Source organism: Micrococcus sp. HOU01, from assembly GCF_035609305.1.
Lineage (GTDB): Bacteria > Actinomycetota > Actinomycetes > Actinomycetales > Micrococcaceae > Micrococcus > Micrococcus luteus.
The window spans coordinates 2,293,332-2,316,911 of record NZ_CP141211.1; the positions used below are offsets into that span (position 1 = coordinate 2,293,332).

The following is a 23,580-nucleotide window of genomic DNA, read 5'->3' on the forward strand; positions in this document are numbered from 1 at the left end:
GCGACATCGCAGCCGTGCTGCACAGCGGTGATGTCGCTGGGCGGCTGCCGGGCGGTCCGCAGCCCGCCGCAGCCCACCTCAGCCGGCCAGGGCCGCCCGCTGCTCGGGGCTGATGCGCACGGGGCGGCCCGTCTGCCCGTCGACGAACACCATGACGGACGTCGCGGTGGCGCAGAGGGTGTCGTCGACGCCGTCGTGCAGGGCGTAGCCCACGTGCACCGAGGCGGCCTTCACGGCGTCCACGCTCACCACCACGCGCAGTGGCACGGGGCGGTAGGGCATCTGGGCCCGGTACTTCACGGTGTGCTCGGAGATGAACGTCCGCACACCGGGGGCCACCCCCTCGAGCAGGTCGATCGGCGGGGCCTGCCCGCCACCGGCGCCGGTGTTCGCGGGCACGCCGAAGGCCGCCACGCGGGCCTCCTCCAGCAGCTGCACCACGGCGATGTTGTTCACGTGGCCGTAGGCGTCCATGTCCGCCCAGCGCAGCGGGATGCGGACCTCGACGGAGCGCGAGGCGGTCATCGGGCGGCCTCCTCGTCCGCGGACCGGCCGTCGCGCTGCGCCGCGGCGTCGAGGGTCGCCGGCGCCTCGTCGTCGCCGAGGATGTCCTCGCGCCAGGCCTCGGGCTGCACGTCCACGAACTCGACGGGCAGGATGCCCAGGTCCTCGAGCTGATTGGACAGCGTGGCCCCGTCCGGGCCGTAGCACCACGGGATGCCCGGGGTGGAATGGCGGGTGTCCTCCGCCCGGCCGCCCGCGAGCAGCGCCTGGGAGGGGGTCAGCTGCCGGATGACGATCGCCTTGACCCGGTCGGGGTGGCGCTGCGCGAACTCGGCGTAGATCTCGGGGTCGTGCTGGCCGTCGTCGCCCACCAGGATCCACTGGATGTCCGGGAACTGCTCGGCGAGGCGCTCGAGCTGGACCCTCTTGTGCTCCTGGCCGGAACGGAACCAGCGGTCCTTCGTGGGCCCCCAGCTGGTCAGCAGCAGGGCGCCGAGCGGGTAGAGGTTGCGGCCCAGGAAGCGGGTGAGGGTCTGCGCCACGTTCCACGCGCCCGTGGACAGGTACAGCACGGGGGCCTTCGGCTCGAGCTCGGCGATCCGGCGCAGCAGCACGGCGATCCCCGGGGTGGGCGTGCGGGCGTGCTCGTCGATCACGAACGAGTTCCAGGCCGCCAGCAGGGGGCGGGGCAGCGAGGTGACCACCACCGTGTCGTCGATGTCCGAGACCAGGCCGACCCGCGCACCCGGCTCGCAGATGTACAGGTCCATGACGGCGCGCTCCTCCTGGCCGCCGACATGGAGGGTGGCGGTCTGCCAGCCGGGCTCCAGCTCGACGTCCAGCACGACGTCGACGACGCCCATCCGGTCCGTGCGCACCGTGGTCCGCAGGTCCCCCACCTGCACCTCCACCTCGGCATAGGCCATGGGTGGGGCCACGAAGTTGCGCCAGCCGCGCATGCCGTCCGCCACCACCTTCGACAGCCGACGGCCGTTCATGAACTCCTCGTCGGAGGCGATCACCACACGGGAGAGGATCCGCACCCAGCTGGTGCTGCCGTAGCCCGTGAACGCCATGACCGTCGGCACGTTGCCGGCACGCAGCGCGCGGGCGCGGTGCCAGCGGTTCCATCCCTCCTGCAGGTGCGTGGCGACGTTCTCCACGGGAGTGGGGTCACCGGAAGGGGCCAGGCGGCCGCGCCGGGGCGCGGGCGTGGGTGCGTCGGAGGCTGCGGGCATGCGTCCAGTATTCCGCACCGCGCGCGCTCTCAGCGGATCTCGGGGACCAGCGCGGTCAGGCGGTCCAGCATGCGGCCGACCTTGCCGTTCTCGATCGCGGCGGCCACGTGCCCGTCCGTGAACCGCTCGCCGCGCACCAGGTAGGTGAACAGCGTGCCGAGGTCGGCCAGGGACGCCTCGGCGATGCCGGCCTCGCTCACCCGGTCCACGTTCCGCAGGTAGTCGACGTCGATGCCCGCCAGCTCCTGCGCGGCCACGAGGCCGGGGAACACGCGGTTGTCGTAGTCCGGGTAGACGCCGCCGAGGGTGCCGGGCGCGGGGGCGCCGTAGGAGGCGATCGGCCGGGCCTCGGTGCCGTAGCCGGCGGCGAGCAGCTCGCGCAGCGCACGCACGGCGGCCACGCGCTGGGGCGTGGGGGTCTGCGGGCCGGTGAGGGTGGCGTCGTCGTCGGGGGTCGGGAGGGGGTGCTCGGTCATGGCGGCTCCTCTGCTCGGGGGGGTCGGCCCCATTGTCTCGCGTGCGGTCCGGCGTGTCCGGACCCCCGCCTAGGCTCGGGGCATGAGCCCAGCCCTGCCCCGCCCCGCCGAGCTCCGCGCGATCGCCCTCGACGCCGCCCGCGCGGTCGTCGGCGACCTCGCCGCCGCCTTCCGCTCCCCCACCGCCATCGGGCCCGAGGCCAAGACCACGCACCACGACCTCGTCACCGTGCACGACCGACACACCGAGGCCCGGCTCGTCGCCGCGCTCACGACGGCGGTCCCCGGCTCCGGCGTGCTCGGCGAGGAGCTCGGGGCGCAGGCCGGCACCGGTGAGGCCGCCCGGCTGACCTGGATCGTCGACCCCATCGACGGCACCTCCAACTTCGCGCACGGCTTCGCGATGTTCTCGGTGTCCCTGGCCGCCGAGGTCGACGGCGAGGTGGTGGCCGGCGTCGTGCTGGACCCCGTGGGCGGGCTGGCGTTCTCCGCCGACGGGGACGGCGCCTACCTCACCCGCGGCGACGGGCCGGAGCGCCCGCTGGCCGAGGTCGCCCGGCCGGCGCCGGCCGGCGGCGAGCGCGCCCAGAACCTCGTGACCTCCTATCCGGCGGGCGAGGCGATCGCGCGCGAGGGCGAGGAGGCGCTGCGCCGCTTCGGACGTCTCGTGGCCGCCCACGCGACCGTGCGCCGCACCGTCTCCGGCGCCCTCGAGCTCGCCCACACGGCGGCGGGCTGGGCCGACGCCGCGCTGTACGTGGACACCAAGCCCTGGGACGTCGCGGCGGGGCAGCTGATCCTGCGCCGCGCCGGGGGCAGGTGGCTCACGCCGGACCCGGGGGCGCCGTCGTCGGGTCGGCTCGTCGACGACGGCCCGCGCGCCCACACGTGCCCGTTCGCGCTCGCCGTCGCCCCGGGCCGCGAGGCGCCGACGACGGCGGCGGTGCTGGGCGACATCCTCGCCTCGCGGGCGACCGACCATGTCTAGAGTGGGTGTGAGCCCGATCTCAGCGCCGCTCCCGACGGCGCCCGTCCCGGCACGCCAGGAGGCCCCGATGACCCCGCAGCACCACGACACCGCCGACGCCCCGTCGATGCAGCGCCCCGATCCGGTCGCGGAGCCCGGGGACCACCTGATGTTCGAGCACCCGGACGGCGAGGCCGTCCTGGTGCTGGACGAGGACCAGGTCTGGCGACTGCTGCGCCGCGTGCGCCACGCGCGTCTCGGGCTGGCCGTGGACGGGCGGCCGGACATCGTGCCGGTGAACGTGCGGGCCCACGACGGCGCCATCTACTTCCGCACCGCGCCCGGCTCGAAGCTCGCCGAGCTCACGGTGAATCCGCGCGTCGTGGTGCAGGCCGACGGGATCCTGGCCGACCAGGCCTGGTCCGTGCTCGTGCACGGCACCGCGCGCCGCCTGGACACCGAGGCGGAGATCGCGGAGGCCGAGTCCCTCGGCATCGAGCCGTGGGTGCCGACGCTGAAGGACTTCTACGTCCGCGTGGACGTCCAGCGCGTGTCCGGCCGCCACTTCGTGTTCGGCCGGCACCCCGAGCGCAACGAGTCCCAGACCGACTGAGCCGCAGGCAGGACGCTCGGGCCGGGTCGGACGGCTCAGCCCACGTCCGCCGGACTCAGGGGCGCGCCGGGGGCTGCCCGCCCTCGCCGCCCGCCGGCGGCTGCCCGCCGCCGGGCCCGCCCATCCCACCCTGCTCCTGCTCGGTGGTGGTGTCGATCGGGACGTCGATGGTGATGGCGAAGCCCTTCTCCACGGAGCCCGTGATCTGCGGCAGCTGCGTCTCGTAGCCGTCCGAGAAGACGTTGTCCGTCTCGAGGCTGACCTTGGCGAAGTTCGCCGTCGACCCGTCGTAGGCCGAGGTGGCGTAGACCTGCGCGGACTGCTCCTCGGGCATGGCGATCTGGGAGGTGAGGACGTTGTTCGTCGCGTCCGTGATGGACGCCCTGTCCGGGAACACCTCGAAGTGCAGGTGGGGCCACCGGCCGGCGTAGCAGCCGGGCCACACCGTGGTGAAGGTGACCGTGCCGTCGTCGCCCACCACCTGGACGCCGCGCAGGTAGGTCTCCTCCGTGATGCCGTCCGAGTACATCGAGTAGCGGCCCTGCGCGTCGGCGTGCCAGAGGTACACGGCGGCGCCGGTCATCGCGGCGTCGCCGTGGGCCATGTCGATCACGTTCATCGTCACCGTCAGCGGGACGCCCTCGGCGACGGTGCCCGTGTCGATGCTCGTGGTCAGGTCGGAGCGCTCGATGCCGGACGCGTCGAGCACGTCCGGGCCGTTGGAGCCGTCGCCCGGGTACGGGCCTGCGGTCTCGGTGACCATCTCGGTCAGGGTGGCGGACGGCGAGGCGCTCGCCGCCGACGAGGAGGAGGCCGCGGGTGACGAGGAGCCGGCGCTCGCCGACGTCGAGCCGGAGGAGGACGAGGCGCCCTCCTGGACACCGCACGCGGCGAGGACGAGGGCTCCCGCCCCCGCGCCGAAGATGCCCAGCGCGTTGCGGCGGGAGACGAGCGTGCCGACGTCGAAGGCGGCGCCCTGGTCCTCGACGTCCTCGGCCGGGCGGTGGAAGGCCCGGCCCTCGAAGGTGGGCGTGACGGCGGGGGCCTCGCCTCCCTCGGAGACCTGGGGGAAGGGACGGCGGGAGCGGGTCGGGAGCCAGGGGGCCCTGGAGTTCCTCTCGTGGGGCGCCCGCCGGGTGGCGGGCCGCGTCGAGAGGCCAGCATGGCAACGGATGCCGGACGTTTTCGTGAGATCGGCGGGATGGTTCCAGGACATCTCCTGGGCGGTTTCTGACACGGGCGGGACCGCCGGCGCCTCGGTCGACGCCTCAACTACCTGCCGGTCCAGCTCCGTTGCTGAAACATGCACCTGGAAAGGTGGCGCGCACTCTCAGGGTCGAGTCAGCGATTCCGGCGCCGGGCCGGCTCAGACCTCCGGGGCCTCCCCCAGGTGGCTCGGCGCCCACATCGCCAGGCGGGTCTGCACCACGACGACGTTCGGCCCGTCCGCCTGGAACGCGCGCTCGAGCGCGCCGCGCACGTCCCCCACTCCCACCGTCTCGGCGGGCACGCCGAAGGAGGCGGCGAGGGCCTGGAAGTCCGGCCGGTCGAGCTCGGTGGCCGTGGCCTTGCCGAACGCGCCCTCCATGTACTCGCGCAGGATGCCGTACCCGCCGTCGTCGATGATCAGCCACGTCACCGCCGCGCCGTGCTGCCTGGCGGCCGCGAGCTCGGCGATGGAGTACATCGCCGAGCCGTCGCCGGCGACGGCGAGCACGCGCCCGTCGATCCCGGTGCGTCCCTGGTGGGCCAGGCCCAGCGCGCCGCCGAACGCGGCCGGGAACCCGTAGCCGAGGCCCCCGGCGCCCTGCGCCGAGTGGAACTCGCCCTCCTGCGCGTCCCAGCAGTTCCACGCCCAGTAGGCGGCGATGGTCATGTCCCAGTACGTCTGCATGGTCGACGGGACGGCGGCGCGGATGTCCGCCAGGAGCCGGCGCTCCACGCCGAGGTCCTGGGCGTCGAGCCGGGCGCCGATCCGCGCGTTGACGTCGGCGACCACCTCGGCCGGGGTGTGGCCGTGCCAGACGGCGGCGTCCTGCGACACCGAGCCCGACTCGCGCAGCGCCGCGGCGAGGGCCTCGAGCGCCTGGCCGGCGTCGGCGCGCACCCCCAGCGTGGGATGGTTGGTCTCCAGCACGCGCGGCTCCGCGTCCACCTGGATGAGGCGGCCGCGCGGCTCGAGCGTGAAGTAGTTCGAGGTGACCTCGCCGAGCGAGGAGCCCACCACCAGCAGCACCTCCGCATCCTCGAGCAGGTCCGTGACGAGGCGGTCCTCCACCCAGCCGCCGAGGCTGAGCGGGTGCTCCCACGGGAAGGCGGTGTTGCCGCCCGGCGAGCAGACCACGGGTGCCTGGAGCAGCTCCGCGACCTCCCGCAGGCTCGCCATCGCGGCCCGACCGGAGCGGCGCACACCGCCGCCGGCCACGATCGCCACCCGCCCGGCTCCGCGCAGCCAGCGCACGGACTCGGCCACGAGCTCGGCGCGCGGCGGATGGTTGTAGGGCACGGCCAGGGCGTCCTCGACCGGGGGCACCATGACCTCGCCGAGCAGCACGTCCTGCGGGATCTCGACCCACACCGGCCCCTGCGGCACGGTGACGGCCTCGGCCCATGCGTCCTGGATGGCGGAGGGGATGCCCGAGGCGTGGTGCACCGTGAACTGGGCCTTGGTGACGTTGCGGGCCGAGGCCTTCTGGTTGTCCAGCTGGTGCAGCATGCCCTTGCGCCGGGCACCGAGCCCGGACAGCGGGATCTGCGAGGCGATCACGAGCATCGGCACACCCGTGGCGTACGCCTCCTGCAGGCCGGCCAGCGAGGTGAGCGCACCCGGGCCGGTGGACAGGAACAGGACGCCGACCTCGCCGGTGGCCCGGGCGTACCCGTCCGCGGCGAAGGCGGCGTTGTTCTCCACGCGGTTCGAGACGAACTCCAGCGGGGAGCGGGACAGGGCGTCGAAGAGGCCGAGCGCGTGCTGGCCCGGGATGCCGAAGACCGTCCGTGCACCCAGGGCGTGGAGCGTCTCGACGGCGAGATCGCCGCCGTTGCGCCGCGGAGCTGCCGTCGTCGTCTGCTCGTCCGTCATCGGCCCGGCTCCTCACCGGCGGCCGCGCGGGTGGCGCGGCGGTCGGCCATCAGGGAGATGAGGTCGTACGCCACATGGGAGGCGGCGACGCCGGTCAGCTCGGCGTGGTCGTAGGCCGGGGCCACCTCCACCAGGTCCGCGCCGACGATGTCCAGCCCGCGCAGGCCGCGGAGGATCTCGAGCAGCTCACGGCTCGTGATGCCGCCGGCCTCGGGAGTGCCGGTGCCCGGCGCGTGCGCGGGGTCGAGGACGTCGATGTCCACCGAGATGTAGAGCGGCCGGCCCCCGATGCGCTGGCGCAGCTGGTCCACGATCTCGTCCACGCCCTGACGGAACACGTCCGAGGAGGTGACGATGCCGAAGCCCATGCGGTGGTTGTCGTCGAGGTCCTTCTTGCCGTAGAGCGGACCGCGGGTGCCCACATGCGAGATGGCCTCGGTGTCCAGGATCCCCTCCTCCACGGCGCGGCGGAACGGCGTGCCGTGGGTGTACTCGGCGCCGAAGTAGGTGTCCCACGTGTCCAGGTGGGCGTCGAAGTGCAGCAGGGCCACCGGCTCACCCGCACGGGCGGAGGCGGCGCGCAGCAGCGGCAGCGCGATGGTGTGGTCGCCGCCGATGGTCATGAGCGAGGAGCCGTCCTCGGTGAGGTCCATCGCGTCCTGCTGGATCGCCTCGATGGCCTCGCCGATGGTGAACGGGTTCACCGCCATGTCCCCGGCGTCCACCACCTGGGCCTGCGCGAAGGGCGAGGTGTCCGTGGCGGGGTTGTACGGGCGCAGCAGCCGCGAGGACTGCCGCACGTGGCCGGAACCGAAGCGTGCACCGGGGCGGTAGGAGACGCCGGCGTCGAACGGCACGCCGACCACCTTGATCTCCGGGGCGACGCCGGCCGCGGCCGCCTCGTCCAGGCGCGGCAGCAGCGCGTAGGTGGGGGTGCCGCCGTAGCGGGGCACGAGGGCGGAGTTCACGGGGCCGAGGCGGCCGTTGTCCTCGACGCGGGGGATCTCGAGCATCTGGATGTCCTCTCTGGGCGGTTCGGTTCGGTCTGGTCGGTCTGGTCTTTCCGGTGTGGGCGCGCCGGACGGGGTCACGCGTGGCCCACGAGGGTCCACAGCACGACGGCGGGGCGGTCGTCCGGATTGGCCCACGAGTGGGGCTCGCGGCCGGGGAAGGTGACGGTGTCCCCCTCCTCCAACAGGTGCACGGCCTCGGTGGTCCGCAGCTCGAGGCGGCCGGTGACCACGTGCACCGCCTCCACGCGGCAGTCCACGGTGTACAGCTCCGCCTCCCCGCGGCCGCGCGGCGCGATGTCAGCGCGCAGGATCTGCAGGTCGCGACGGCCGCGCGGGGTGATCAGGCGCTCGCGGATGCCCTCGCCGCCGAGGTTGACCGCGGGGGCGTCGGCGAGGCGCACGACCGTCACCTCGGGCGCGTCCAGGACGTCGCCCGGGCTCGCGCCGAGCACCTGGCACAGGGTCACGAGCGTGCTCACGGACGGGCTCGTCAGGTCCCGCTCGAGGCGGGAGAGGAAGCCCTTGCTGACGCCGGCTGCCTCGGCCAGCTGGGCCACGGTGAGCCGCCGCGCCTCGCGCAGCGCGCGCAGCCGGCGGCCGATCAGCGCCTGGCCCGGCGCGGTCTCGAGCGGGAGGGCCTTCATCGCGCTCCTCCCGACGTCGGCCAGGCGACATCGCCGATGTCCCCCTGGACGACATGTTGTCTGATAAGCAACATGTGTTTACCGTAGACCCGGTTCGTGTGATCGGCAACACGCCGATCACTCCTGTCCCGCCGCGGCGCCCCCGCATCCGGCGCCCCGGATCCCCTCGCCCCAAGGACCGCCCGTGACCCTCAACCTGACCATCGTCGCCGTCTACCTGGTCGGCATGCTCGCCTTCGGCTGGTGGGGCAAGGCCCGCGCCGCCAGCTCGGAGGACTACCTCGTGGCGGGCCGCCGTCTCGGGCCGGTGCTGTTCACCGGCACCATGGCCGCCGTCGTGCTCGGCGGCGCCGCCACCGTGGGCGGCGTCGGCCTGGGCTACGAGTTCGGGCTCTCCGGCGCGTGGCTCGTGGCCGCCATCGGCGTCGGCGTGCTCATCCTGTCGGTGGCGTTCGCCCCGATGCTGGCCCGCCTGAAGATCTACACCGTCTCGCAGATGCTCCGCCTGCGGTACGGCCGTGGCGGGGCCTCCCACGCCTCCTCCTTCGTGATGCTCGCCTACACGCTCATGCTCGCCGCCACCTCCACGGGCGCCTACGCGTCGATCTTCGTGGTGCTCTTCGGCTGGGACCGCTGGCTGTCCGTCCTGGTGGGCGGCGGCATCGTGCTGGCCTACTCCGTGCTCGGCGGCATGTGGTCCATCACCCTGGCCGACATGGCCCAGTTCCTCATCATGACCGTCGGCCTGTTCGCCCTCATGCTCCCCCTCTCCCTGGCCAACGCCGGCGGCTGGAGCGCCATGCAGGAGCGCCTGGGCGCCGAGTTCTTCAGCTGGGACGGGATCGGCGTGCAGTCGATCGTCACCTACTTCGTGGTCTACACCCTCGGCCTGCTGATCGGCCAGGACGTCTGGCAGCGCGTGTTCACGGCCCGCTCCCCGCGCGTGGCGCAGATCGGCGGCGCCACCGCGGGGCTGTACTGCATCGTCTACGGCGTCGCCGGCGCCCTGATCGGCATGGCCGCGCGCACGGTGACCGCGGACATCGCCACCACCGACGACGTGTTCGCGTGGGTCGCCCAGAACCTGCTGCCCGTCGGCGTGGGCGGCGTGGCCCTGGCGGCCGCCGTCGCGGCCATGATGTCCACCGCCTCGGGGGCGATCATCGCGGCCTCGACCGTGATGCGCACCGACATCCTCCCGATCCTCCGCGGCGAGGCCACCGCCGCCGAGGACGGCGCCACCGCCGAGGACGAGGCTCCGGAGACCGCGGCGGAGCTCGCCTCGAACCGCGGCTGGGTGCTGCTGCTCGGCGCCGTCGTGCTGGGGCTGGCGATCGTCGTCCCGGACGTGGTGGCGGCCCTGACCATCGCGTACGACATCCTCGTGGGCGGCCTGTTCGTCGCGATCGTCGGCGGCCTCGTGTGGAAGCGCGGCACCGGCACGGCGGCCCTGTGGTCCATGGTGGTCGGGACGGTGGGCACCCTCGGCACCATGGGCTGGCTCGAGCTGAACGCGGCGGAGCCCTTCGAGGGCGTCTTCGCGAACGAGCCGATCTACGTCGGCCTGGCCGCCTCCGCCGTCGTGTACGTCCTCCTCAGCCTGATGACCCGGCCCACCGATCCCGCGGTCCTCGAGGCCTGGCGGGTGCGCTCCCGCCACGGCGTCGGCCCCGCGGTCTGAGAGTGCCGCTGGCCGACGACCCCGGGGCCTGTGATCCTCCGACGCCCACACGGTGGCCGAGACCATGCGGTGCGGCGGGCGGCGGCGGGCGACCCTTCACGCGGGCTCCCCCCGGCCCCTAGTGTCTCCGTACAGCCTGAGACCGGGATTCCCCCTCGGGTTCGCCCCGTCTCCCGCCCCGTCGTGGCCTCGTTGGAGACAGAATGGCAACAGTTCTCATGACCACCAAGAACCGCGCCGTGGCATTCCACGGCATCAAGGACGTGCGCGTCGACGAGCTGGACTTCCCCAAGCTGGAGATGCCCGACGGCTCCGCCGCCCCGCACGGCGTCATCCTCAAGATCGTCGCGACCAACATCTGCGGCAGCGACCTGCACATCTACCGCGGCTCCTTCCCCGTACCCGAGGGCATGGTGCTGGGTCACGAGATGACCGGCCAGGTGCTGGAGGTCGGCAGCGACGTCCAGTTCCTGCAGGAGGGCGACCTCGTCTCCGTGCCGTTCAACGTGGCCTGCGGCCGCTGCCGCAACTGCCGCGCCGGCCGCACCGAGGTCTGTGAGACCGCCAACCCGGAGCAGGCGTGCGCCGCCTACGGCTTCAATCTGGGCGACTTCCAGGGCGGACAGGCCGAGTACCTGTTCGTGCCCTACGCCGACTTCCAGCTGCTGCGCTTCCCGGACCAGGAGCAGGCGATGGAGAGGATCCTGGATCTCGCCGTGCTCTCGGACATCCTGCCCACGGCGTTCCACGGTCTCATGTCGGCCGGCGCCAAGCCCGGCTCCACCGTCTACATCGCCGGCGCCGGCCCTGTGGGCCGGTGCGCCGCGGCCGCCGCTCGGCTGCTGGGCGCCTCGTGCATCATCGTGGGCGATCAGGACGCCTCGCGGCTGGAGCTGGTGCGCAAGCACGGCTGTGAGACCATCGACCTCTCCACCACGGAGAACCTGCAGGACGCCGTGAACGACATCCTCGGCGAGCCGATGGTGGACTGCGCGGTGGACTGCGTCGGCTCCGAGGCCCACGGCCTGGGCTCCGCGTCCGATGAGATGCAGCCGATCGCCGCCGTGAACCAGGTCCTGGACATCACCCGTCCGGGCGGCGCCACGGGCATCATCGGCATCTACGGGCCGGACCCGATCGCGGAGACGAAGGCCGAGCAGGAGGGCACCTTCCCGGTGGACTTCGGCAAGGCCTGGATCAAGTCGCCCCACATCATCGGCGGCCAGGCGCCCATCATGCGCTACAACCGCCAGCTGATGATGTCGATCCTGTGGGACCGGATGCCGTACCTGACGGAGATGGTCAACCCGCGCGTGATCAGCCTGGACGAGGCACCCCAGGCCTACGCGGAGTTCGACCAGGGCTCCCTGGAGAAGTTCGTCATCGACCCCCACGGCATGATCGCCCGCTGAGCGGTCCGCCTCCGGAGGCACGACGGCGCCCCTCACCTGCCCGCGCAGGTGAGGGGTGCCGTCGTCGTCCGCGGATCAGGTCGCGTGCAGCAGCGTGGCGTTGATCCCGAGGGCCGCCAAGCCCACCACCAGCGCGACCATGCAGGCCACCGACGCCAGGGCCGGCCGGGCCTGCTCCCGCGCGATCCCGTCTGCCTGCGCCACGTAGCGCCGGCGCTGCGTGGCCAGCACCGCCGCCCCGCCGACGGCCGCCACCACCGCAGGCCCGAACGCCCACGCGCCGACGGCCGGCCACCACCTCAGGAACGTGAGGCTGAGGACGCCCAGCGCCAGGACCGTGCGGCCCCAGCTCATCACGGTGCGCTCGGGCTGCAGCCCCGGGTCGTGATGCAGGCGCATCGCCTCAGCCCCGCGGCAGGACGACGGCGAGCATCAGGACCACGACGGCCAGCACGACGCCCCCCGCCAGGACCGGGACGATCAGCGGCAGCGGCAGCGGACGGCCGCGGCGCATCGCACGCTCCACCCGGAGCCAGCGCGCGCCCGCGCCCAGGGCGAGCAGCGCCGCCAGGACGAGCAGCACCGTGCTCAGCACCACCCGGACCGGCGGCGCGAAGAGGGCGCCGGTGAACGCCTCCACCGCGACCCCGCCGGCCAGCAGCGCCAGCGCCGTCCGGACCCAGGCCAGGAACGTGCGCTCGTTGGCGAGCGTGAACCGGGGGTCCGGCTCCTCCCCGCCCGCCAGGAGGCGGCGCTGCCAGGCCGGCCGGCCGCCGTCGTGGGCGGCGGCCTCGGGGCCGTCGGGGGTCTCTGCTGCGTCCATGCGGCCATGGTAGCGACGGCGTAGACTGGCCGGTCGGGCGCGCCCGGCCGCGACGGCGCCGCCCGTCCCCGCCCGCCCATCCGATGGAGCCCCATGAGCCCCGCCCACACCGCCACGCCCGCGGCACGTCCCGAGCCGACCCGCGAACAGGTCCGACGCTGGCGCCGCTACCTCGCCGACGAGATCGCCGAGGGCCAGATCTACCGCGACATCGCCGCTCGCAAGGACGGCGTGGAGCGCGACATCCTGCTCGGCCTCGCCGAGGCCGAGCGCCGCCACGAACAGCATTGGCGGGCCCTCCTGGGCGAGCACGCGGAGAACCCGCCGCGCCCCTCCCTGCACCGCATCCTGCTGCGCTGGCTCGCGCGGATCTTCGGCTCCGTGTTCGTGCTGGCCCTGGCTCAGCGCGCCGAGTCGGACACTCCCTACGCGGAGGACCAGGACGCCCCCGAGGGCATGGTGGCGGATGAGGCCATCCACGAGGAGGTCGTGCGCGGCCTCGCCGCCCGGGGTCGCGAGCAGCTGGCCGGCAACTTCCGCGCCGCCGTCTTCGGCATGAACGACGGGCTGGTCTCCAACCTGGCGCTCGTGATGGGCATCGGCGCGACGGGCGTGGCGCCGTCCGTGGTGCTGTTCACCGGCGTGGCCGGCCTGCTGGCGGGCGCGCTGTCCATGGCGGCCGGCGAGTACGTCTCGGTGCGGTCCCAGCGGGAGCTGCTCGAGGCCTCCTCCCCCACCCAGATCACCCTCGAAGCGGCCCAGCACCTGGACCTGGACCACAACGAGCTCAAGCTCGTCTACCTGGCCCGCGGCATGACGCCCGAGGACGCCGAGCACCGCGCGCTCGAGCGCCTCGGCTATCTCACGTGCGACTGCAACCCGCAGTTCTCCGCCCGTCCCGACGGCTCCCAGGGGCCGGTGGACCACTCGGACTCCTTCGCGGAGATCGGCTCGGCGTGGAGCGCCTCCCTGTCCAGCTTCGCGTTCTTCGCCTCCGGCGCGCTCATCCCGATCCTGCCGTACATCTTCGGCATGTCCGGGCTGTGGGCCCTGGGCCTGGCGGCGGTGATGGTGGGCGCGGCCCTGCTCTTCACCGGCGGTGTGGTCGGGCTGCTGTCCGGCTCCTCACCGCTGGCCCGGGGCCTGCGCCAGCTCGCGATCGGCTACGGCGCCGCCGCCGTGACCTACGTGCTCGGCCTGCTCTTCGGCGCGAACGTGGGCTGACGGGCGTCCACCGCCCGCTCCACCCCGCGCAGCACACGGCCCCTGCCCCTCAGGACGAGGGACAGGGGCCGTGGTGCCTCCGCCTGCCGGTGCGGAGCGCCGGATTCGGCGCCCCGCACCGCGGGATCAGGCCTGGGCCTGCAGGATCTTCCGCATGAGCTGGGCGGTCTCGGACGGGGTCTTGCCGACCTTCACGCCCGCGGCCTCGAGGGCCTCCTTCTTGGCCTGCGCGGTGCCGGCGGAGCCGGAGACGATGGCGCCGGCGTGGCCCATGGTCTTGCCCTCCGGGGCGGTGAAGCCGGCCACGTAGCCGACGACCGGCTTGGTGACGTTGGCCTTGATGAACTCGGCCGCACGCTCCTCGGCGTCGCCGCCGATCTCACCGATCATCACGATGGCCTGGGTGTCCGGGTCGGCCTCGAACGCCTCGAGGGCGTCGATGTGGGTGGTCCCGATGACCGGGTCGCCGCCGATGCCGATGGCGGTGGAGAAGCCGAAGTCACGCAGCTCGTACATCATCTGGTAGGTCAGCGTGCCGGACTTGGACACGAGGCCGATGGGGCCGGAGCCGGTGATGGTGGCCGGGGTGATGCCGGCCAGGGCCTCGCCCGGGGTGATGATGCCGGGGCAGTTCGGGCCGATGATGCGGGTCTTCGGCTTACCGTCCTCGCCGGTCTTCGACTGGGACAGGGCGAAGAACTCGGCGGTGTCCTGCACCGGGATGCCCTCGGTGATGACCACGAGCAGCGGGATCTCGGCCTCGATGGCCTCGATGGCGGCGTCCTTGGCGAAGGCCGGCGGCACGAAGGCCACGGACACGTCCGCGCCGGTCTTCTCCATGGCCTCCGTGACGGTGCCGAAGACGGGCAGCTCGACGGCGTTGCCGTCCTTGTCCTCGTGGGACACGGTGGTGCCGGCCTTGCGGGCGTTCACGCCGCCCACGATGTTCGTGCCGGCCTTGAGCATGAGGCGGGTGTGCTTGGTGCCCTCACCGCCGGTGATGCCCTGGACGATGACCTTGGAGTCCTTGTTCAGGTAGATCGACATAGCTGTTTCCTCAGTCTTTCCGAACGGTCAGTTCGCGGAGTGGGCGAGCTCGGCGGCCTTGTCGGCGCCCTCGTCCATGGTGGCGGCCAGGGTGACGAGCGGGTGGTTCGCCTCCTGCAGGATGCGGCGGCCCTCCTCCACGGCGTTGCCGTCCAGGCGCACGACCAGCGGCTTGGTGGCGGCGTCGCCCAGGATCTCGAGGGCCTTGACGATGCCGTTCGCGACCTGGTCGCACGCGGTGATGCCGCCGAAGACGTTCACGAACACGGACTTGACCTGCTCGTCGCCCAGGATGACGTCGAGGCCGTTGGCCATGACCTCGGCGTTGGCGCCGCCGCCGATGTCCAGGAAGTTGGCCGGCTTCACGCCGCCGTGCTGCTCGCCGGCGTACGCGACGACGTCGAGGGTGGACATCACGAGGCCGGCGCCGTTGCCGATCACGCCGACCTGGCCGTCCAGCTTCACGTAGTTGAGGTCGTTGGCCTTGGCCTTGGCCTCCAGCGGGTCCTCGGTGCGCTCGTCGACGAGGGCGGCGTGGCCCTCATGGCGGAACTGCGCATTGTCGTCGAGGGAGACCTTGCCGTCCAGGGCGAGGATCGTGCCGTCGCCGGTCTTCACCAGCGGGTTCACCTCGACGAGGGTGGCGTCCTCCTTCTCGAAGACCTCCCAGAGCTTCTGGATGACCTCGGCGACGTCGGCGCGCAGCTCCTCGGGGAAGCCCGCCTCGGCGACGATCTTCTGCGCGGTCTCGGCGTCGATACCGGTCAGCGCGGACACGGGCACCTTGGCCAGGGCCTCGGGGCGCTCCTCGGCGAGCTGCTCGATCTCCATGCCGCCCTCGACCGAGCACATGGCCAGGTAGGTGCGGTTCGCGCGGTCCAGCAGCACGGAGAAGTAGTACTCCTCGGCGATGTCGGCGCCCTGGGCGATCATGACCTGATGCACGGTGTGGCCCTTGATGTCCATCCCCAGGATGGCCTTGGCGTGCTCGTAGGCCTCGTCGGCCGTCTTGGCGACCTTCACGCCGCCGGCCTTGCCGCGGCCGCCGACCTTCACCTGTGCCTTGACGACGGTGACGCCGCCGATCTTCTCCGCGGCCGCCTTGGCCTCGTCCGGGGTCTGCGCAACGATGCCGGCCAGCACGGGGACGCCGTGCGCCTCGAACAGATCGCGCGCCTGGTACTCATACAGGTCCACGGTGGTGTGTCCTTCTTGGTCGAAGACAGGGTCTGCCGGCCTCGCCCGCGGGCGCGGCCGACGTCGACGCCCCCTCCGTGGCCGGGCCGGGCACGGGGGCACAGCAGGGCGGCGGACGGCGGCGTTCCACGGCTCACTCTAGTCCACACCCCGGAGAGACCGGGGGGTCGGCGGGCCGGTCCTGTCAGCCCTCGACCTTCGTCAGCGGGGCGTAGCGCAGCAGCAGCCGCTTCTGCGCCCCGGTGACGTCGAAGGTGACGGTCGCGACGGTCTTGTCCCCGGCGCCCGCGACGGCGTCCACGCGCCCCTCGCCGAAGGTCGCGTGGGAGACGCGGTCACCTGGGCTGAGCGCCACGATCTCCTTCTGCGGCTGCACCCGGCTCGGCGCCTTCCCGCGCACCACACCGGAGGGCACCGTGAGGTCCGCCGGCTCGTCCCCGCGGGTGAGGCGCTGGGGCCGCGCGCCGTCGTCGTCCCGGGACCGCCAGGCCGGCCGCCCGCCGCCGAACCGCCCCGCGTAGCGCGAGGTGCCGGCGCCGGTCAGGCTCAACGAGCCGGCCGAGCGGGTGGTGCCCTCCCGCTCCCAGTCGATGAGCGTCTCCGGGATCTCCCCGAGGAACTGGCTGGGCGGGTTGAACTGGTGCTGGCCCCACAGCGAGCGTGCCTCGGCGCGCGTCAGGAACAGGCGACGGCGGGCGCGCGTCAGGCCCACGTACGCGAGGCGACGCTCCTCCGCGAGCTCCTTCTCGTCCGTCATCGAGCGGGCGTGCGGGAACACCCCGTGCTCCATGCCCGTCAGGAACACCACGGGGAACTCGAGGCCCTTGGCGGTGTGCAGCGTCATGAGCGTGACCTGGCCCTGCTGCTCGGCGAGCGCCTCGCCCTCCACGTCCGGGGCCGTGGGCAGCTGGTCTGCGTCCGCCACGAGCGCCACCTGCTCGAGGAAGTCGGACAGGGTGCCGTCCGGGTGCGTCGTCTCGAAGGAGCGGACGACGGCGACGAGCTCGCCGAGGTTGTCCGCGCGGGACTCGTCCTGCAGGTCCTCGGACTCGCGGAGGGCGGCCAGCATCCCAGACTGCTCGAGGACGGCCTCCAGGACGGTGGCCGGGCCGGCGGACTCGGCGACCTGGCCGAGGTCGTCCATCATCTGCACGAAGCCGCGGACGGCCTTGAGCGAGCGGGCGGCCATGCCGGGGGCGTTCTCGGCGTCGCGCAGGGCCGCGGAGAACGTGGAGCGGTTGCGCTCGGCCCACGCGGCGATGGCGCCCTCGGCCCGGTCCCCGATGCCCCGTTTGGGCTCGTTGAGGATGCGGCGCACGTTGACGTCGTCGTCGGGGTTGACGATCACCCGCAGGTAGGCGAGCGCGTCCTTGATCTCCTTGCGGTCGTAGAAGCGCGTGCCGCCGATGACCCGGTACGGGATGCCGCGCGTCACCAGCCGCTCCTCGAGCGCACGGGACTGCGCGTTGGTCCGGTAGAACACGGCGACGTCGGCCGGGCGGATCCCGTCCTCGTCCTGCAGCCGGTCGATGGTGGTGGCGATCCACTCCGCCTCGGCGGACTCGTTCTCCGCGGCGTAGCCGACGATCGCGGGGCCCTCCCCCTCGGCCGTCCACAGGCGCTTGGGACGGCGGTCCGGGTTGCGCTCGATCACCGCGTTGGCGGCGTCCAGGATGGTCTGCGTGGAGCGGTAGTTCTGCTCGAGCTTGATGGTGACGGCGTCCGTGAAGTCCTGCTCGAACTCGACGATGTTGCGGATGTCCGCGCCGCGGAACGCGTAGATGGACTGGTCCGAGTCGCCGACGACCGTCAGCTCGCCGCCGGGGGTCTCCACGCCCTCGGGGTCACCCGCCGGGCCGGCGAGGAGCCGGATCAGGCGGTACTGGGCGTGGTTGGTGTCCTGGTACTCGTCCACGAGGACGTGGCGGAACCGGCGGCGGTAGTTGTCCAGCACGCGCGGGAACGCCTCGAACATGTGGACCGTCATGCCGATCAGGTTGTCGAAGTCCAGGGCGTTGGCCTGGCGCAGGCGGGCCGTGTAGTCCCGGTAGACGGCGGCGACGGCGCGGCCCCACGGGTCCCCCTCGGCCACGGTGGCGGCGTAGTCGTCCGCCTCCACGAGCTCGTTCTTCAGGGAGCTGATGCGGTTCAGCAGGGCCTTGGGCGCGAAGCGCTTCGGGTCCAGCTCGTGCTGCTTGGCGACGGTGGTGACCAGGCGCAGGCTGTCCGCCGAGTTGTAGATGGTGAACGTGGACTTCAGCCCGATGTTGGCGGCCTCGTTGCGCAGTAGCCGCACGGCGGAGGAGTGGAACGTGGAGATCCACATCCGCTGGGCGGTGGGACCGATCAGACCGGCCACGCGCTCGCGCATCTCCGCGGCGGCCTTGTTCGTGAAGGTGATGGCGAGGATCTCGTGCGGCCGCGCCCGTCCGGTGGCGAGCAGCCACGCGATGCGGTGGGTCAGCACCCGGGTCTTGCCCGAGCCGGCGCCCGCCACGATCAGCAGCGGCGCCCCCGTGTGGGTCACCGCGGCTGCCTGCTGCGGGTTGAGCCCCGCCACGAGCGACTCGGGAGTGTGCGTCGGCGCGGCCGGCCGGACGTCCTCGCCCCAGGCCTCGGGGTCCGCGGCCGCGCGCGTGACGGCCGGGGGCACGAGCCCGGGCAGGGCGGTCTCCGGGTCCGCCGGGCGGCGGGTGCGGTCGAGGTTCAGGGGCGTGCGTCCGAGCGCGGAGAAGAGGTCAGCCATGGCGGACCCAGTCTAGGCGCGGCCCCGGACGCGACAGCGGGGCCGCCGTCGACATCCCCACCCCACCCCGCCCGTCCGCACTTTCGAACGTGATGCGGGGCCTATCTCGCGTTCGAAAGTCCCCATGACCCCCATTTCGCGTTCGAAAGCCGGCGGGAATCGACCGGCCCGCTATGGTCTTCTGGGCGTTCCGCGCGATGTGGCGGCGGAGCCTCCTTCCCCTGCCCCACCACGTCACCCCGGAGCCGCCATGTCCACCACGCCGACCCCGCCCGTGTCCCACGGGTCCACCCCCAGCCGGATGACCTGGATGGACGCGATGCGCGGGTTCGCCGTGCTGCTGGTGATGTTCGCCCACACCTACACGATGCCGCAGGGACTCGACGCGGCCTTCAGCTCCGTGGCGTTCGCGAACGTGGCGCAGGTGTTCCAGTCGTGGCGGATGCCGATGCTCGTGTTCCTGTCCGGCGTCCTGCTGCCCCGCTCCGTGTCCAAGCCGCTGGGCACGTACTACCGCGGCAAGGCGGAGCGGATCCTGTGGCCGTTCGTCGTCTGGATGGTCGTGCTGGCGCTGGCCACGGGCAGGCCCGGGTCCCTGCTGTCCGGTGAGTTCTGGCGCGGCGGCGCGTGGCACCTGTGGTTCCTGTGGGTGCTCATGCTCTGCTACCTCATCGGCCCGGTGATCCGTCGCGTCCCGGCGCTGGTGGTCGCCGTCGTCCTGTTCGTCCTGCTCCTCGAGTTCGTCAGCGGCCCCCGCGACTGGGTGCGCCCGCTGTACTGGGGCGTGTACTTCTTCCTCGGTGCCGCCTCCGCGCGTCTGCTCCCCCGGATCCGCACGGCGCCCGCCGCCCTGGGCGTGATCGCGGTGATCCTCATGGTGCTCACCGTGACGGCCACGCGCACCGGCGCGCTCGTGGTGGCGGAGCGCCAGCCCTGGTCCGTGTTCGCCGCGCTGCCGGGGATCCTCGTGGTGCTGTGGCTCGGCCCGCGCCTGCCGCGTCTGCCGTTCCTCGAGTTCTGCGGCCGCCGCTCGATGGTCCTCTACGTCGCCCACATGCCGGTGCTGATCCTGGCGGTGGCGGCCTTCCGCGACCTCGCCGCGGTCCGTCCGGTCGACTTCTACGTGGCCATCGCGTCGTTCACGTTCCTCGTCCCGCTCGCCCTCGCGCTCGGCTACCGACGGGTGCGCTGGCTCTTCGAATTCCCGACGGCGGGACGCGTCCGGGCGCGGCCACGCACCCGGGTCTCGGCGTCGGAGGCGGCGGACGCCGTGCCGGCACAGACCGCCGAGCCCGCCCCGACGACGGCGCCCCTGTCGGTTGTCGAGCCGGCGTCCGAGCCGCAGCCCACCGCGGGGCCGGCCCCGGCCACCGAGCCGGCGGCCGACGCACCCGTCCGGGTCCCCCGCCCGCGGCCCCGCCACGCGGACTGAGCCGCCCCCGACTCGACCCCGCCCCCCACCCCACCCCACCCGCACTTTCGAACGTGATGTGGGGCCCATCTCGCGTTCGAAAGTCCCCATGACCCCGATTTCACGTTCGAAAGTGAGCTGGGCGGGGCGGGACGGGACGGACGAGGCCGGGCCGGCTCGGACGGTCTGGGAGGATGGACCGCGGAGGTGCCCCGTGTCCCAGAAGTCCCGCAAGTCCCGTCCGCGCCCGTCGCGGCCCGCCGCGCGCCCGGTCGCCGAGTCCCCGCGCTCCCGTCCCACGCTGCGGGACGTCAACGTCCGTGAGGACCTCGCCGCGGCCGCTGAGCGCGAGGGCAGCCCGGCGATCCCGGTGAGCGCGCTGATCGTGACCACCCTGCTCGTGGGCGCGTACCTCCACCTGCTGGTGCTGCAGCAGATGACCCAGCTCAGCGGCGGACTGGCGATGCCGGACTCCCTGCTGTTCTACGGGCAGGACCACATCCGTGCGCTCTCCGCGGTCATGGACGAGGACGCCCGCGGCCAGCTGAACTGGGTGCACAAGACGGCCGGCGTGATCTTCCCGATCGCCGTGGCGCTGACGGTCACCGCGGTCGGCGCGTGGCGCCTGCGTCCCGTCGGCGCCAAGTGGGCCGTCTTCGGGCTGGGCGTGCTGTTCGCGGTCGTGGACATCTGCGAGAACATCGCGATCGAGCAGGCGATCGCCGCCGGCGGCCCGGGCACCGGCCTGGCCGCCGCCCTGACGCTGACCCGCTGGGTCCTGCTGGCGCTGCTCGCGCTGGCGGTGGCCGTGATGCTGTGGGCCGGGCGGCGCCGTCGTGGTCGCGCCACGCGGGCGGCCTGAAGGGCTCGGCTAGACTCGCTCACCGGACCGACGCACGGTCCGCGCCCCAGTAGCTCAGTTGGATAGAGCGACCCTCTCCTAAAGGGTAGGCCGTCGGTTCGATTCCGGCCTGGGGCACCTGGGCGGCCGGTCCGGTCGCCGCCTCATTCCGCGTCGGCGAACTGCGTGGTGTAGAGCTCCGCATACCGCCCGCCCGCCGCGAGCAGCGCGGCGTGCGTGCCGCGCTCCACGATCCGCCCGGCCTCGACCACGAGGATCTCGTCCGCGCTGCGCACGGTGGAGAGCCGGTGCGCGATCACGATCGCGGTCCGCCCGGCCAGCGCCTCCCCCAGCGCCTCCTGGATGGCGCGTTCGTTGGTGGAGTCCAGCGCCGCCGTCGCCTCGTCCAGCACCACGACGCGCGGAGCCGCCAGCAGCAGCCGCGCGATCGTCATGCGCTGCCGCTCGCCGCCGGAGAGGCGGTAGCCGCGCTCGCCGACCACGGTGTCCAGCCCGTCCGGCAGCGCCTCGACCACGGGGCGCAGGCGGGCCCGCTCGACGGCGTCCCACAGCTGCTCGTCCGTCGCGTCGGGGCGGGCCAGCGTCAGGTTGGCGCGCACGGTCTCGTGGAAGAGGTGGCCGTCCTGGGTCACCATGCCCACGGCCCGCTGCAGGTCCGCGAACGCGAGGTCCCGCACGTCCACGTCGCCGATCTCGACGGCGCCGGAGGTGACGTCGTGCAGGCGCGTGACGAGCGAGGCGATGGTGGACTTGCCCGCACCCGAAGAGCCCACGAGGGCCACGGTGGCCCCGGCGGGCACGGCCACGTCGATCCCGTGCAGCACCTCCTCGCCGCCGCGCGTGTCCAGCACGGCGACCTCCTCGAGGGAGGCCAGGGACACCTGCTCCGCGGTGGGGTAGGCGAAGCGCACGTCCCGCAGCCGCACGGACAGGGGCCCCTCCGGCAGGGCCGCGGGCCGCGCGGGCTCCGTGATGAGCGGCTCCAGGTCCAGGACCTCGAACACGCGCTCGAAGCTCACGAGCGCGCTCATGATCTCCACGCGGGCGTTCGCCAGCGCGGTCAGGGGGGCGTACAGGCGGGTCAGCAGCAGGGCGAGGGTGACGACGTCGCCGGCGTCGAGGGTGCCCGCGATCGCCTGGAGCCCGCCCACGCCGTACACGGCCGCGAGCGCGAGCGCGGAGACCAGGGTGAGCAGCGTGGTGAAGACGGCCTGGCGCACGGAGATGTCCACGCCGGTGGCGCGCACGCGGTCCGCGCGGCGGGCGAACTCGGCGGACTCGGCGGCGGGGCGGCCGAAGAGCTTGATGAGTGTGGCGCCGGGAGCGGAGAACCGCTCGGTCATCTGGTCGCCCATGGCCGCGTTGTGCCCGGCCCGCTCGCGGGACAGGCCCGCCAGCTTCGAGCCGACCGCCCGGGCCGGCAGCAGGAACAGCGGCAGCATCACGAGGGACAGGACGGTGACCTGCCAGCTGGTGGCCACCATCACGCCCAGGGTCAGCGCGACGGACACCACGTTCGCGACGACGCCGGAGAGCGTCCGCGAGATCGCCGACTGCGCCCCGATCACGTCGTTGTTCAGGCGCGAGACGAGCGCGCCGGTGCGGGTGCGCTGGAAGAACGCCACCGGCATGCGCTGCACGTGGTCGAACACGGCGGTGCGCAGGTCGTAGATGACCTGTTCCCCCAGCCCGGCGGAGAGCCACTTGGTGAACACGGACAGCGCCGCGTCGAGCACCGCCACGAGGGCGATCAGCAGGGCCAGCCGCACCACGAGCCCGCGGTCCGCGCCGCCGGTGATCGCGTTGACGACGTCGCCGGCCAGCACGGGCGAGGCCACGCCGAGCACCGCGCCCACGATGGACGCCGCGACGAACACGATCAGGCGGGTGCGGTACCGGCCCGCGAACGCGATGGTCCGGCGCACCGTGCCGCGGGCGAGGCTCTGCTGGGCGTCGGACTGCCCGCGGGTCATCCGCATCATGGACATCCGTGCCGCCGACTCCATGCTCATGGGCCCCTCCGCTCTCTCGACCGTTGGAGAGTCTAGGAACCGCCGGGCACGGGCGGGCGCGATTCCGCTTCCGGCGTCAGGCCGCCAGGCGCAGGTAGTCCCGCCACGCTTCGGCGGGCCGCTCCAGCTCGCGGATCCGCCACTGGGCCCCGCGCGGGCGCACCGGCTCCACCCGCAGCCGCCAGCCCAGGGCCTCGAGCGAGCGGTCCGCCTTCGCCCCGTTGCAGCGCAGGCAGCAGGCCACGAGGTTCTCCCACGAGTTCTCGCCGCCCCGCGAGCGCGGCCGCACGTGGTCCACGGTGGTGGCGTGGGCGCCGCAGTAGGCGCAGCGGTGTCCGTCCCGGCGCAGCACGCCCTTGCGGGAGACCGGGGCCGCATCCGTGTGGGGCACCCGGATGTACTGGTGCAGCAGGATCACGAGGGGCCGGCCCCACGCGCGGGTGGGGCTGCGCATCGGGTCACCGGCGTCCTCGAGCACGCTCGCCTTGCCGGTGGCCACGAGCAGCAGCGCCCGGCGGTCGGAGACGACCGAGAGGGGTTCGTAGCCGGCGTTGAGGACGAGTGTGCGCATCGGGGGCCTCGGAAGCGTGGGGACACAGGGGCGTCGTGTCTCCACGCTAGACGCGGG

General features: G+C 73.2%; 21 protein-coding genes and 1 tRNA gene. 8 read left to right on the forward strand and 14 right to left on the reverse strand.

Going from position 1 to position 23,580, the window contains the following annotated elements; genetic code table 11:
* Positions 1-78 precede the first annotated feature (78 nt).
* Genes SOY78_RS10535 through SOY78_RS10545 form a run of 3 tightly spaced genes read right to left on the reverse strand, consistent with a single transcriptional unit; the run spans position 79 to position 2,218 of the window.
* Positions 79-525 (reverse strand): acyl-CoA thioesterase, encoded by a 447-nt coding sequence (locus SOY78_RS10535; protein ID WP_002853740.1) that lies wholly within the window; start codon positions 523-525, stop codon positions 79-81.
* The gene (locus SOY78_RS10540) at positions 522-1,742 is read right to left on the reverse strand and encodes an App1 family protein (protein WP_324701553.1); all 1,221 of its coding nucleotides are present in this window, start codon (positions 1,740-1,742) and stop codon (positions 522-524) included. Before SOY78_RS10540 ends, SOY78_RS10535 begins: the two co-directional genes overlap by 4 nt.
* 29 nt (positions 1,743-1,771) lie before the next feature.
* A complete protein-coding gene (locus SOY78_RS10545; RefSeq protein WP_134377452.1) occupies positions 1,772-2,218 on the reverse strand; it encodes a DUF6508 domain-containing protein in 447 nt (148 codons plus the stop codon).
* An 82-nt stretch (positions 2,219-2,300) separates the two neighbouring features.
* On the opposite strand from SOY78_RS10545, the gene SOY78_RS10550 reads away from it, so the two are divergent.
* Together SOY78_RS10550 and SOY78_RS10555 are read left to right on the forward strand one after the other, a co-directional pair.
* Positions 2,301-3,206, forward strand: a complete 906-nt coding sequence (locus SOY78_RS10550; protein ID WP_324701554.1) for an inositol monophosphatase family protein — start codon at positions 2,301-2,303, stop codon at positions 3,204-3,206.
* A gap of 67 nt (positions 3,207-3,273) precedes the next feature.
* Positions 3,274-3,798, forward strand: coding sequence for a pyridoxamine 5'-phosphate oxidase family protein (locus SOY78_RS10555; RefSeq protein ID WP_324701555.1), 525 nt, complete (start codon positions 3,274-3,276; stop codon positions 3,796-3,798).
* A gap of 55 nt (positions 3,799-3,853) precedes the next feature.
* On the opposite strand, the gene SOY78_RS10560 is transcribed toward SOY78_RS10555, so the two are convergent.
* The 4 genes from SOY78_RS10560 to SOY78_RS10575 all read right to left on the reverse strand — a co-directional run bounded on the left by SOY78_RS10560 (position 3,854) and on the right by SOY78_RS10575 (position 8,537).
* Complete coding sequence (locus SOY78_RS10560; RefSeq protein WP_324701556.1) at positions 3,854-5,035, reverse strand: intradiol ring-cleavage dioxygenase; 1,182 nt, start codon at positions 5,033-5,035, stop codon at positions 3,854-3,856.
* A gap of 129 nt (positions 5,036-5,164) precedes the next feature.
* Complete coding sequence (locus SOY78_RS10565) at positions 5,165-6,880, reverse strand: thiamine pyrophosphate-binding protein (RefSeq protein ID WP_324701557.1); 1,716 nt, start codon at positions 6,878-6,880, stop codon at positions 5,165-5,167.
* On the reverse strand, positions 6,877-7,893 hold the full coding sequence (gene speB, locus SOY78_RS10570; protein ID WP_324701558.1) for an agmatinase: 1,017 nt from the start codon (positions 7,891-7,893) through the stop codon (positions 6,877-6,879). Before speB ends, SOY78_RS10565 begins: the two co-directional genes overlap by 4 nt.
* 74 nt (positions 7,894-7,967) lie before the next feature.
* Positions 7,968-8,537 (reverse strand): XRE family transcriptional regulator, encoded by a 570-nt coding sequence (locus SOY78_RS10575; RefSeq protein WP_036382527.1) that lies wholly within the window; start codon positions 8,535-8,537, stop codon positions 7,968-7,970.
* A 184-nt stretch (positions 8,538-8,721) separates the two neighbouring features.
* On the opposite strand from SOY78_RS10575, the gene SOY78_RS10580 reads away from it, so the two are divergent.
* Positions 8,722-10,218, forward strand: a complete 1,497-nt coding sequence (locus SOY78_RS10580; protein WP_036382525.1) for a sodium:solute symporter — start codon at positions 8,722-8,724, stop codon at positions 10,216-10,218.
* Between the two features lie 218 nt (positions 10,219-10,436).
* A complete protein-coding gene (locus SOY78_RS10585; RefSeq protein WP_036382522.1) occupies positions 10,437-11,630 on the forward strand; it encodes an alcohol dehydrogenase catalytic domain-containing protein in 1,194 nt (397 codons plus the stop codon).
* A 75-nt stretch (positions 11,631-11,705) separates the two neighbouring features.
* Here the strand turns inward: SOY78_RS10585 and SOY78_RS10590 are convergent, their stop codons facing one another.
* Positions 11,706-12,029: a DUF202 domain-containing protein gene (locus SOY78_RS10590; RefSeq protein WP_036382520.1), complete on the reverse strand. Its 324-nt coding sequence runs from the start codon at positions 12,027-12,029 to the stop codon at positions 11,706-11,708.
* Positions 12,030-12,033: 4 nt separating this feature from the next.
* Entirely contained in the window at positions 12,034-12,453 is a 420-nt protein-coding gene (locus SOY78_RS10595) for a YidH family protein (protein ID WP_036382519.1), read from the reverse strand.
* 93 nt (positions 12,454-12,546) lie between these two features.
* Here SOY78_RS10595 and SOY78_RS10600 point away from each other — a divergent pair, with 93 nt between their 5' ends.
* Positions 12,547-13,677 carry a VIT1/CCC1 transporter family protein gene (locus SOY78_RS10600; protein ID WP_036382517.1) on the forward strand — a complete coding sequence of 377 codons (1,131 nt, stop codon included), beginning with the start codon at positions 12,547-12,549 and terminating at the stop codon, positions 13,675-13,677.
* Between the two features lie 126 nt (positions 13,678-13,803).
* On the opposite strand, the gene sucD is transcribed toward SOY78_RS10600, so the two are convergent.
* The 3 genes from sucD to pcrA all read right to left on the reverse strand — a co-directional run bounded on the left by sucD (position 13,804) and on the right by pcrA (position 18,667).
* Complete coding sequence (sucD, locus tag SOY78_RS10605; protein WP_036382515.1) at positions 13,804-14,724, reverse strand: succinate--CoA ligase subunit alpha; 921 nt, start codon at positions 14,722-14,724, stop codon at positions 13,804-13,806.
* Between the two features lie 27 nt (positions 14,725-14,751).
* Positions 14,752-15,921 (reverse strand): ADP-forming succinate--CoA ligase subunit beta, encoded by a 1,170-nt coding sequence (gene sucC / locus SOY78_RS10610; RefSeq protein WP_036382513.1) that lies wholly within the window; start codon positions 15,919-15,921, stop codon positions 14,752-14,754.
* Positions 15,922-16,105: 184 nt separating this feature from the next.
* Complete coding sequence (gene pcrA, locus SOY78_RS10615) at positions 16,106-18,667, reverse strand: DNA helicase PcrA (protein WP_324701559.1); 2,562 nt, start codon at positions 18,665-18,667, stop codon at positions 16,106-16,108.
* A 250-nt stretch (positions 18,668-18,917) separates the two neighbouring features.
* On the opposite strand from pcrA, the gene SOY78_RS10620 reads away from it, so the two are divergent.
* The 3 genes from SOY78_RS10620 (at position 18,918) to SOY78_RS10630 (ending at position 21,057) form a co-directional block, all read left to right on the forward strand.
* Positions 18,918-20,099, forward strand: coding sequence for an acyltransferase family protein (locus tag SOY78_RS10620; protein ID WP_324701560.1), 1,182 nt, complete (start codon positions 18,918-18,920; stop codon positions 20,097-20,099).
* A 193-nt stretch (positions 20,100-20,292) separates the two neighbouring features.
* Positions 20,293-20,940 carry a hypothetical protein gene (locus SOY78_RS10625; protein ID WP_044659023.1) on the forward strand — a complete coding sequence of 216 codons (648 nt, stop codon included), beginning with the start codon at positions 20,293-20,295 and terminating at the stop codon, positions 20,938-20,940.
* A gap of 43 nt (positions 20,941-20,983) precedes the next feature.
* Positions 20,984-21,057, forward strand: a tRNA-Arg gene (locus SOY78_RS10630).
* 26 nt (positions 21,058-21,083) lie between these two features.
* Here SOY78_RS10630 and SOY78_RS10635 read toward each other — a convergent pair.
* Together SOY78_RS10635 and SOY78_RS10640 are read right to left on the reverse strand one after the other, a co-directional pair.
* On the reverse strand, positions 21,084-22,952 hold the full coding sequence (locus SOY78_RS10635; RefSeq protein WP_060974277.1) for an ABC transporter ATP-binding protein: 1,869 nt from the start codon (positions 22,950-22,952) through the stop codon (positions 21,084-21,086).
* 76 nt (positions 22,953-23,028) lie between these two features.
* On the reverse strand, positions 23,029-23,523 hold the full coding sequence (locus SOY78_RS10640) for an HNH endonuclease (protein ID WP_020628346.1): 495 nt from the start codon (positions 23,521-23,523) through the stop codon (positions 23,029-23,031).
* Between the last annotated feature and the right edge of the window lie 57 nt (positions 23,524-23,580).

Coding starts and splice junctions, on each gene's coding strand:
- sucD (WP_036382515.1), bottom strand. CDS start 14,724: ATGTCGATCTACCTGAACAAGGACTCCAAGGTCATCGTCCAGGGCATC.
- SOY78_RS10600 (WP_036382517.1), top strand. CDS start 12,547: ATGAGCCCCGCCCACACCGCCACGCCCGCGGCACGTCCCGAGCCGACC.
- SOY78_RS10540 (WP_324701553.1), bottom strand. CDS start 1,742: ATGCCCGCAGCCTCCGACGCACCCACGCCCGCGCCCCGGCGCGGCCGC.
- SOY78_RS10585 (WP_036382522.1), top strand. CDS start 10,437: ATGACCACCAAGAACCGCGCCGTGGCATTCCACGGCATCAAGGACGTG.
- speB (WP_324701558.1), bottom strand. CDS start 7,893: ATGCTCGAGATCCCCCGCGTCGAGGACAACGGCCGCCTCGGCCCCGTG.
- SOY78_RS10575 (WP_036382527.1), bottom strand. CDS start 8,537: ATGAAGGCCCTCCCGCTCGAGACCGCGCCGGGCCAGGCGCTGATCGGC.
- SOY78_RS10595 (WP_036382519.1), bottom strand. CDS start 12,453: ATGGACGCAGCAGAGACCCCCGACGGCCCCGAGGCCGCCGCCCACGAC.
- SOY78_RS10535 (WP_002853740.1), bottom strand. CDS start 525: ATGACCGCCTCGCGCTCCGTCGAGGTCCGCATCCCGCTGCGCTGGGCG.
- SOY78_RS10565 (WP_324701557.1), bottom strand. CDS start 6,880: ATGACGGACGAGCAGACGACGACGGCAGCTCCGCGGCGCAACGGCGGC.
- SOY78_RS10640 (WP_020628346.1), bottom strand. CDS start 23,523: ATGCGCACACTCGTCCTCAACGCCGGCTACGAACCCCTCTCGGTCGTC.
- SOY78_RS10635 (WP_060974277.1), bottom strand. CDS start 22,952: ATGAGCATGGAGTCGGCGGCACGGATGTCCATGATGCGGATGACCCGC.
- SOY78_RS10555 (WP_324701555.1), top strand. CDS start 3,274: ATGACCCCGCAGCACCACGACACCGCCGACGCCCCGTCGATGCAGCGC.
- pcrA (WP_324701559.1), bottom strand. CDS start 18,667: ATGGCTGACCTCTTCTCCGCGCTCGGACGCACGCCCCTGAACCTCGAC.
- SOY78_RS10545 (WP_134377452.1), bottom strand. CDS start 2,218: ATGACCGAGCACCCCCTCCCGACCCCCGACGACGACGCCACCCTCACC.
- SOY78_RS10550 (WP_324701554.1), top strand. CDS start 2,301: ATGAGCCCAGCCCTGCCCCGCCCCGCCGAGCTCCGCGCGATCGCCCTC.
- SOY78_RS10620 (WP_324701560.1), top strand. CDS start 18,918: ATGTCCACCACGCCGACCCCGCCCGTGTCCCACGGGTCCACCCCCAGC.
- SOY78_RS10590 (WP_036382520.1), bottom strand. CDS start 12,029: ATGCGCCTGCATCACGACCCGGGGCTGCAGCCCGAGCGCACCGTGATG.